Below are 8987 nucleotides of genomic sequence, written 5' to 3' on the forward strand. Positions count from 1 at the left end.
TTTATGCAACCTTTTTTTATTGTACGCAAAAGTTTTAGTTTGTAATTTCCAGCATATTATATAATACGTGTCCAAAAGATTTCTTAGTTTTATTGCTATTGGCATATTCTAATTAAAAGCGGGTATTGGTCATTTATGATGGACGGGAGATGGGAAATGGGACAAGAGTTTTCAAAAGATCAGTTGACGAAATTATCTATCGTAGAAATACCGGACGGGGTAATTGGAAACATACATCAATTCAAAAATTTCGATCCATCAAGAATTCTACACTATGAGTTGAAAGAGGACTGTTTATTAATTTATATGGAAGAGTGGGTTAGGTTGGAGGCAATTAATGAATTTTCTGGCACAGTTGAAGATTTTCGCAATGAGGTAGAACGGGGGATCAGACCGGAAGTAGAGGCTTTTGAATCGTTTGAGTACAATGAAGATTTATCCGAACTTAAATTTACAGTGAAACGGGATCTATTTGAACAGGACATTCTAGCCGAAATGCTGGAAATAAGTATAGTAGAGGATGCCATTAAATTTCAAATATATAGTCGTAAATCTATCGGTGTTCAAGTATATTATCTTGATGACAAGACGAAGCTAGTATTTGAGCAACGGTTTTATCCGGAATCTAGATAAAGAAGGTGAAGCAATTTATATGAAATGGATATGGATGCTTGCTATGTTATTTGTTTTATATGGTTGCACTGAGGAAAAAGTAGTTCAAACCGAATTGGAACTACCAACTGTAGAAGTGAATATACCTCCAGAAGTGGCACGTCAATATGGATCGCTGAATATTGAATATAAGGCTTCGGAAGTTCAAAAGACGATACAGCCTGATGGGGTTGTTTCTTTACAGATGAACGAGCGGCAACTTAGTGAAATTTCTCAACAGACGCAGCAGTTTCTTGAAGAATATAAAGAGGTAAGCGGAAAGAGTTCAGGCGATGGAGTGATTAGTATTACGTCAAATGACACGTACTCGGAATGGGAGATTACTTTATCGGACGATTCGATTATGCAACAAGAAGCATTTGATTTGGCACAAGAACATTTAGTAAAAAATATTTTAACTTACCAATTGGCGAATCGACATCAGCCTGAATTGAGAATCCGGTATTTGCAGAGCTCAGGTGAACAATTGGATGAGAAAATCATACGTACAGAATTTGCCTATTCCGATTAATAATTTGAATTGTATGATAATTTAACTCAAATAAAATACATGCTAAAATAGTAGATGTACGGACAACTAAAGAAATAGTAAAAGGAGTAATGATACAATGACTCAAAATTATGCGGTAATGATCGATCATACTTTATTAAAAGCTGACTCTACAAAAAACCAGGTAGAAAAAATCTGTGCAGAGGCGAAACAATACGGCTTTGCTTCAGTATGCGTGAATCCAACATGGGTAAAATTCAGTGCTCAACAATTAGAAGGAACTGAAGTAAAAGTATGTACAGTTATCGGTTTCCCATTAGGAGCTACAACTTCGGCGGTAAAAGCGTTTGAAACGAAAGACGCGATTAAAAATGGTGCCGGTGAAATTGATATGGTCATCAACATTGGTGCCTTAAAAGATGGTGACTTCGATTTAGTGCGTGAAGATATTAAAGCAGTAGTAGATGCTGCAAATGGTACTTTAGTAAAAGTAATAATTGAAACTTGTCTTTTAACGGATGAGGAAAAAGTAAAAGCATGTGAATTGGCAGTTGAAGCAGGTGCTGATTTCGTAAAAACTTCAACTGGCTTCTCAACAGGTGGAGCAACAGCGGAAGACATCGCTTTAATGCGTAAAACAGTTGGCCCGGACCTTGGTGTGAAAGCATCTGGAGGAGTTCGTAGCTTGGAAGATATGCAAAATATGATTGATAATGGAGCCACTAGAATCGGCGCATCATCAGGTGTTGCAATAATGAATGGATTAAAATCAGATTCTAATTACTAAATAGATAGTTTTTGTTGACTCTTTTTTAATGATAAGCTATACTACTTTAGTACACATTAACTAAATGTTAATGATTGTATTGACGTGTGTTCGGAGGGAGGGAAAGAGAGATGTCAAAAACTGTCGTTCGCAAAAACGAATCGCTTGAAGATGCTCTTCGTCGCTTCAAACGTACTGTATCAAAATCAGGTACAATTCAGGAAGTTAGAAAGCGCGAGTTCTACGAAAAACCTAGCGTTAAGCGTAAAAAGAAATCAGAAGCTGCACGTAAACGTAAGTGGTAATTTTCCCTATAAAAACCCTACGTTCATAACACGCAATTTTCAGATTTAACTGAGCAGACAAATGATATAATCCCCAAGCTACTAATGTGGCTTGGGGATTATTTATTTATAAAGAATAAATACAAATATAGGACTGTTACGAAATTTAGAAAGTTTAACATTCCCTAATACAACAAAAAGAGCATATGATGAATAAGATGAGCCTGTTTAGTAGAATCTAATTAAACAGACTCGTTTTTTTTGTTTACGAATGAGAATAAATTAACCGTAAATGATGATTTTTATTGCAAATTATAGAAAATTATTAATTTTATGGTGGATTTAGCGTATAATAGACCGGTGAGGAGTCATTTTGAAAGAGGCGCAGATAAAAGTTATTTTTTTTGAAACCTTTTATCTTTTCATCCGTATACCTACTATACATACAAATCAGCAAAGAGAGGTGAGAATAATGAAACGGACTAAGATCTTTAGTTGGATTTTTCTAATGGTCATGTCAATCGTGTTAGTATTTCCTTCCTTAACAGCATTTGCGAATGGTAAAGTGTATGAAATATCGGTTAACAATGAAATTGAAAAAGGGTTAGTCGAGCATTTAAAGCGCGGATTTAATGAGGCGAAAAGCAATAATGCTGAGGCAATTATCCTCAATATGCATACACCTGGCGGATTTGTCGCTGCGGCTTCTGAAATTGGCAGGCTAATGGATAGTACGGATATACCGATTATCGCCTTCATCAATTCTGATGCGCTGTCTGCGGGTGCGTACATCGCATTGCATGCGGATAAAATTTATATGACGCCTAATGCGACAATGGGGGCAGCGGCGGTTATTGATTCTGCCGGAAATACAGCTGGTGAAAAGGCAGAAAGCGATTGGCTTGCAAAAATGACGTCAGCTGCTGAAAACTCCGGACGGGATCCAAAATTCGCCCAGGCAATGGTCAGAAATGACTTTGATTTACCAGAGTTGAGAGCCCCGAAAGGAAAGCTTCTGACATTGACTGCTGAAGATGCCGAAAAGGTGAATTACTCTGAAGGAACTGTTGCTTCCATTGATGCACTGCTTAAAACACTGCAGCTTGAGGATAGTGAAGTTGTAAAGGTTGAGCAAACATTTGCAGAAAAGCTTGCGCGCTTTATTACCAATCCGATAATTGTTCCTATACTGTTGTCAATTGCCAGTATTGGATTAGTAGTAGAGTTGTACTCGCCTGGCTTTGGCCTTGCCGGGTCAATGGGGCTTGCTTCATTAGGTATGTTTTTCTTTGGTCATCTCATTGCAGGATTTGCAGGATATGAAACACTTATCATTTTCGTCATCGGACTGATTTTAGTCATTGCCGAACTGTTTGTACCAGGTGGCATATTAGGTATCATCGGGGGCGCACTAATTATTGGAAGTTTACTTTTTGCAGGGGAAAGCTTCGCCCATATGGCATATTCGATTTTAATTGCAATGATAATTGCAGGTATAGGAATGGTGATACTTATGAAATTCTTCGGGAAAAAGTTGCATATGTTTAATCGTCTCGTACTGAGAGATGCTACGTCGACGGAAGAAGGCTATGTTTCAAATACGAACCGAATTGAATTGATAGGCAAAGTAGGTCAATCTATTACACCGTTGCGTCCATCAGGTACAGTTTTGGTTGGTCAGGAACGTCTTGATGTGGTAACACAAGGTGGCTATATGGATGCTGGTAAAACAGTAGAAATAGTAAAAGTAGAAGGCTCACGTATTGTCGTGAGAGAATTTATTGAAAAAGGTGGAGAAGGAATATGAGTATGTTTGAAGATGCAGGAACCATTACATTAATTATTGGATTAATTATTGCATTTGTCATCTTGGCAGTATTTTTCACATTTGTTCCAGTCGCACTATGGATTAGTGCACTTGCAGCAGGTGTAAGAGTAAGTATTTTCACATTAATCGGGATGCGTTTACGTCGGGTAATCCCTTCACGTATCGTGAATCCGTTAATTAAAGCACATAAAGCAGGTTTGGACGTAACAATTAACCAATTAGAATCCCACTATTTAGCAGGTGGTAATGTTGACCGTGTTGTAAATGCATTAATCGCAGCACACCGAGCAAATATTGAGTTAACTTTCGAACGTGCAGCAGCAATTGATTTAGCTGGACGTGACGTTTTAGAAGCAGTACAAATGTCGGTTAACCCTAAAGTTATTGAAACACCATTCATTGCAGGTGTAGCGATGAACGGTATTGAAGTAAAAGCAAAAGCGCGTATTACAGTGCGTGCTAACTTAGACCGCCTAGTCGGGGGTGCTGGTGAAGAGACGATTGTAGCCCGTGTAGGTGAAGGTATCGTATCAACATTAGGTTCTAGTGCATCACATTCAAAAGTATTAGAAAATCCAGATTTAATCTCTCAAACAGTACTTTCTAAAGGTTTAGACTCTGGTACAGCTTTCGAAATTCTATCGATTGATATCGCAGACGTTGATATCGGTAAAAACATCGGTGCCGAGCTTCAAATTGAGCAAGCACAAGCAGATAAAAACATTGCACAGGCAAAAGCGGAAGAACGTCGTGCTATGGCCGTTGCAAGTGAGCAGGAAATGATTGCAAAAGTTCAAGAGATGAAAGCGAAAGTAGTAGAAGCAGAGGCAGAAGTTCCTATGGCTCTAGCAGAAGCGCTTCGTTCGGGTAACTTTGGTATAATGGATTATATGAACTATAAAAATATTCAGGCAGATACATCAATGCGTGATTCCATTTCAAAAGTCTCAAATAACGAAAATCAGGATCCAAAGAATAAATAATCGAGGAAGGGAGTGAGCACTAGATGGAAGGATTTATCATAATGATCATTATATTTGTTGTCAGTTCCTTGTTAGGTAAAGGAAAAGAACAGCAAAAGAAAGAATCAAAACAGATGCCGCCATTTAGCAGTCAACCTGCTCCTCGAAAACAGGAAGTAGAACAAAGAACCGAGCAAAGACGTCCGAAATCTTTGGAGGACTTTGCAAATGAGGTATTTGGTCAGCTTAATGAAAAAGCAAAGCCAGTTGCACAAAAAGTGACTCAAGAGCTTCCTAAACAAGTAGAAAAGCCTGTTCTAGAAGCAAAGCGAGTTATAACTGATGTACGTACAGACAATCCAAATAGTGCACGTTCATTAAAGGAACGTCCAATTGTTGCATTGGCAAAAAAAGAGGCCGAAGCATTCCAGGTAGTGCCTTCTAGTCAACGTGATTTAATGCAAGCCATCATTATGACAGAAGTTCTGGGACCACCAAAGGCAAGAAGATAATCATAAGACTACCTATTACTGCGTAAATTAACGTAGAAATAGGTAGTTTTTTAGTTAAAAAAGTAACGGGCAGAATATAATTAATATTGAAGGGCATAAGAAATGGGTATATACATGATGAGAGGGGGAATTCAATTGAAAAGTGTTTGGATTAACGTCGTGATCATGAGTGCGTTCATTTTAGCAGCATGCGGGAATACTAGTAATGAGAATCTTTCAGATGCAGGTGAAACAAATATTGTTTATGAGAATGATGAGATGATTTCGCATAATCTGGAAGGGGTAACAGTTTCATTCGACTATCAAATCCAAAAGATAACTAATAGTGAGATGCTATCACAATCTACCAATTTACAATCTGGAGATTATTTACTTGAAGTTAGTGGAGAGATTTATAATGATTTTGAGCAAATGATTTATTATACACCTCATTTCAATATAGAAACTTCTGAAAAAGTGAAAATTGAGCAGTTGTCATCTACGGTTGGCGATGAGCAAATTTTAGTGAATCCGCAAATGAAAACGAATTTTACCGTTGTCTATTTAATTCCTAAGGAACAATACAATGAAAATGCATTTTTAAATCTCCGTGTTCCGGCAGCATTTAAAGAGCCGGACAGTGAAAGCTCCGGTGATGCGTTGGGAGATTCCGTAAATTGGGAAATTCCAATCAAATAAACTACACATGCCTTCTTTTTCCGTAGCATATAGTGACGTAAAAAGGAGGCTTTTTATTGAGAAAATTATTTCCTATAAATAATAAATTACAAATCTCCTCTTTTCTGGACATCCGCTATGATGGTTCCTATACGTTAGGAGATGTGTCCCCTACTGAATACAATTGTCATACGAAGGACTTTACTATGCATATTCGTGCTGGTGAGTTGGAAGTAATGCATCTGTTTGAGGAAGGCTTTTTAATTCATTGTAAAAAGCTTGAAAAATTGTCTATTGAGCGAATAAAAAAATGAAAAGGCCTTATAAAAAACTTATAACAATTAAGATGAAGCAATCGAAAGAAGCCCATACTTTTATTACGCTCCTGAAAAAAAATAATGTTCGAATTACACAACTTCGTTTTCCACAAAAGGAAATTACTTTCCAGCTTGCATACAATGACTTATCCTTAATTCGAAAGCTTAGAAAACAAGCGAAAGTTCGAATTGCAATTCGCTATAGTGAACCGGAAGTTATTTTGCAAAAGGATTTGAAGACAGGTATAGGGCTGATTTTGCTGCTTATAATCCCATTATTATTATCACGGTTTATTTGGCAAGTGGAAGTTGAAGCGCAAACCGTAGAACTCGAGGATGAGGTGATGGACTATTTGCAGCAGGAAGTAGGGATAGAATTTCCTGTGCGAAAGAGTGCATTTATTTCCGATAATGAAATTCGTCAAACAATGATGAGGCAGTTCAGGGAGTTTTCTTGGGTACATATTATGAAAAATGGCAGTAAAGTTACAATTAGCCCACAGTTAGCGCCGAAAATAGAACCGCCTCAAAAGCCAAGTACAAATCAATATTTAGTTGCTGCAAACAATGGAGTCGTTACACATTTTCAAATCGAAAAAGGAATTCGTAAAGTAGAGCCGAATACAACAGTTTATCGTGGGGATGTTCTCGTATCTGGCATTTTGGAGTACGGAGAAAAGTCAATAATGATAGGAGCGGAAGGTAAGGTATTTGTCGACTATTGGCTCGAAACCTCTTTTACCATTCCGAAAACAATTAAAATGGAAGTATTGGATGATTATGGTTGGAACTATAAAATTAACTGGAGTGAAATTGGAGCTTCAATTGAGCAAAAATCATTTAAACCGTTAAAGTCAATTGTGACTTACGAACCGTATAGAATGTTCCAGAAAAAAACGGAGAAGATAAGTGAGAAGGATATCGAATCAGTTATTTTACCATTACTACATGAAAAGATGATTTATTCATTGCCGCTTGAATCCGCGATTAAAGCAGAAAAACTTTTGCACGTGTACGCTGATGATGATACAGTTAAAGGGAAAGTCTTGTATTTAGTAAATGAAAATATCGCAAAACCACATCTAATTCACCAAGGAGAATGAGTATGTCAGAAAAATATGTTGAGCTACAAATCGACAATCCAAATGAAGCGGTCATGCTTTTGGGAATGTCTGATGCAAATATAACATTGATTGAAGAAACTTATAATGTCCAGATTATTACGCGTGGCGAAGTAATTCAGATTGCAGGCGATGATGCAGCAAAGAAAAAACAAGCACATTCAGTATTAGAAGCATTACTTAAAGTAATAAGGAAAAATATTAATATTGATCAGCGCGATGTGACGACAGCGATCGAGATGGAAAGTAAAGGCACAATTGAATATTATGCAGAACTATATGATGAAGAAATAGCGCGCAATACTAAAGGAAAGCCGATTCGTGCCAAAACAATTGGTCAGCGAGAATACATTCGGGCAATCCGTCATAAGGATTTAATTTTTGGTATTGGTCCAGCCGGTACAGGTAAAACTTATTTGGCGGTTGTTATGGCTACACAGGCCTTAAAGAATGGACATGTAAAACGTATAATTTTAACCCGTCCTGCAGTTGAAGCGGGTGAATCATTAGGGTTTTTGCCGGGTGATTTAAAGGAAAAGGTTGATCCTTATCTACGCCCTCTATATGACGCTCTGCACGACATTTACGGGCAGGAACAGACTCAACGTCTAATTGAACGTGGAACAATTGAAATTGCACCTTTAGCCTATATGCGCGGGCGTACATTAGACGATGCATTCGTTATTTTGGATGAAGCCCAAAATACAACACACCAGCAAATGAAAATGTTTTTAACACGTTTAGGTTTTGGATCTAAAATGGTAATTACTGGTGATAAAACGCAAATAGATTTACCAAAAAACACCGAATCAGGTCTCATCATTGCAGAACGCACATTAAAATACGTGAAAGACATTCACTTCCAAATATTAGAACAAGGGGATGTAGTGAGGCATCCTTTAGTAGCAAGAGTAATACAAGCTTACTCCGACCAGGAATTATAATTTTACGCAAAGAGCAGTTGCACCGTGCAATTGCTCTTTTTGGTCTTCTGATAATTTCAGATTAAAAGCTCAAAGTTACATAAATAAATGGTATCATTTGTAAATAGAAAAAATCTTTGGTTCATCACCATAAGTTGGGGATGACAAAATTGAAAGAATAAGATTTTTTAATGAAATCCGTTCTGTTGCGCTACGGGAAAAACGCGTTGAAGCAAGTGTTTTTGAAGCTCGCGTCCGTTGTACTACGTTCTGGGGCAGGCTTTCCGGGCGGAGTGGCTCCAAAGCTTTTGTAGATTAAATTGCGTAACGAGATAAATAGAGGAATGAATTTCCGTTATTTTTAAAATAACATAAAAAATAGTGAAAATAACGGAAGGGATTTCCGTTATTGACCTAAAAAACATGAAATTTCAGGATTTTATTTAAAATAACGG

The 8987-nt window shown here is 37.4% G+C and carries 11 protein-coding genes; all 11 read left to right on the plus strand.

The window, feature by feature from the left end:
- Nucleotides 1–156: 156 nt before the first annotated feature.
- The 11 genes from SNE38_RS03900 to SNE38_RS03950 all read left to right on the plus strand — a co-directional run bounded on the left by SNE38_RS03900 (nt 157) and on the right by SNE38_RS03950 (nt 8553).
- On the plus strand, nt 157–633 hold the full coding sequence (locus tag SNE38_RS03900) for a hypothetical protein (RefSeq protein WP_191702466.1): 477 nt from the start codon (nt 157–159) through the stop codon (nt 631–633).
- A gap of 19 nt (nt 634–652) precedes the next feature.
- On the plus strand, nt 653–1183 hold the full coding sequence (locus SNE38_RS03905; protein ID WP_191702467.1) for an adenylate cyclase: 531 nt from the start codon (nt 653–655) through the stop codon (nt 1181–1183).
- A 97-nt stretch (nt 1184–1280) separates the two neighbouring features.
- Nucleotides 1281–1949 (plus strand): deoxyribose-phosphate aldolase, encoded by a 669-nt coding sequence (gene deoC / locus SNE38_RS03910; protein ID WP_191702468.1) that lies wholly within the window; start codon nt 1281–1283, stop codon nt 1947–1949.
- Between the two features lie 110 nt (nt 1950–2059).
- Nucleotides 2060–2233 (plus strand): 30S ribosomal protein S21, encoded by a 174-nt coding sequence (rpsU, locus tag SNE38_RS03915; RefSeq protein ID WP_004227078.1) that lies wholly within the window; start codon nt 2060–2062, stop codon nt 2231–2233.
- A gap of 418 nt (nt 2234–2651) precedes the next feature.
- Complete coding sequence (locus SNE38_RS03920; RefSeq protein WP_336045885.1) at nt 2652–4019, plus strand: NfeD family protein; 1368 nt, start codon at nt 2652–2654, stop codon at nt 4017–4019.
- Complete coding sequence (gene floA / locus SNE38_RS03925) at nt 4016–5023, plus strand: flotillin-like protein FloA (protein WP_191702470.1); 1008 nt, start codon at nt 4016–4018, stop codon at nt 5021–5023. The genes SNE38_RS03920 and floA overlap by 4 nt, the downstream gene beginning before the upstream one ends.
- A 23-nt stretch (nt 5024–5046) precedes the next feature.
- Nucleotides 5047–5514, plus strand: coding sequence for a hypothetical protein (locus SNE38_RS03930; protein WP_191702471.1), 468 nt, complete (start codon nt 5047–5049; stop codon nt 5512–5514).
- 135 nt (nt 5515–5649) lie between these two features.
- Complete coding sequence (locus tag SNE38_RS03935) at nt 5650–6192, plus strand: hypothetical protein (protein ID WP_191702472.1); 543 nt, start codon at nt 5650–5652, stop codon at nt 6190–6192.
- A 56-nt stretch (nt 6193–6248) separates the two neighbouring features.
- Nucleotides 6249–6485 carry an RNA methyltransferase gene (locus SNE38_RS03940; protein ID WP_191702473.1) on the plus strand — a complete coding sequence of 79 codons (237 nt, stop codon included), beginning with the start codon at nt 6249–6251 and terminating at the stop codon, nt 6483–6485.
- Between the two features lie 32 nt (nt 6486–6517).
- A complete protein-coding gene (locus tag SNE38_RS03945) occupies nt 6518–7591 on the plus strand; it encodes a sporulation protein YqfD (RefSeq protein WP_336045883.1) in 1074 nt (357 codons plus the stop codon).
- A gap of 2 nt (nt 7592–7593) precedes the next feature.
- Nucleotides 7594–8553, plus strand: a complete 960-nt coding sequence (locus tag SNE38_RS03950) for a PhoH family protein (protein ID WP_191702475.1) — start codon at nt 7594–7596, stop codon at nt 8551–8553.
- Nucleotides 8554–8987: the final 434 nt, after the last annotated feature.

It is taken from the genome of Solibacillus ferritrahens, from assembly GCF_037027585.1.
In the GTDB taxonomy this organism is placed as follows: Bacteria; Bacillota; Bacilli; order Bacillales_A; family Planococcaceae; genus Solibacillus; species Solibacillus ferritrahens.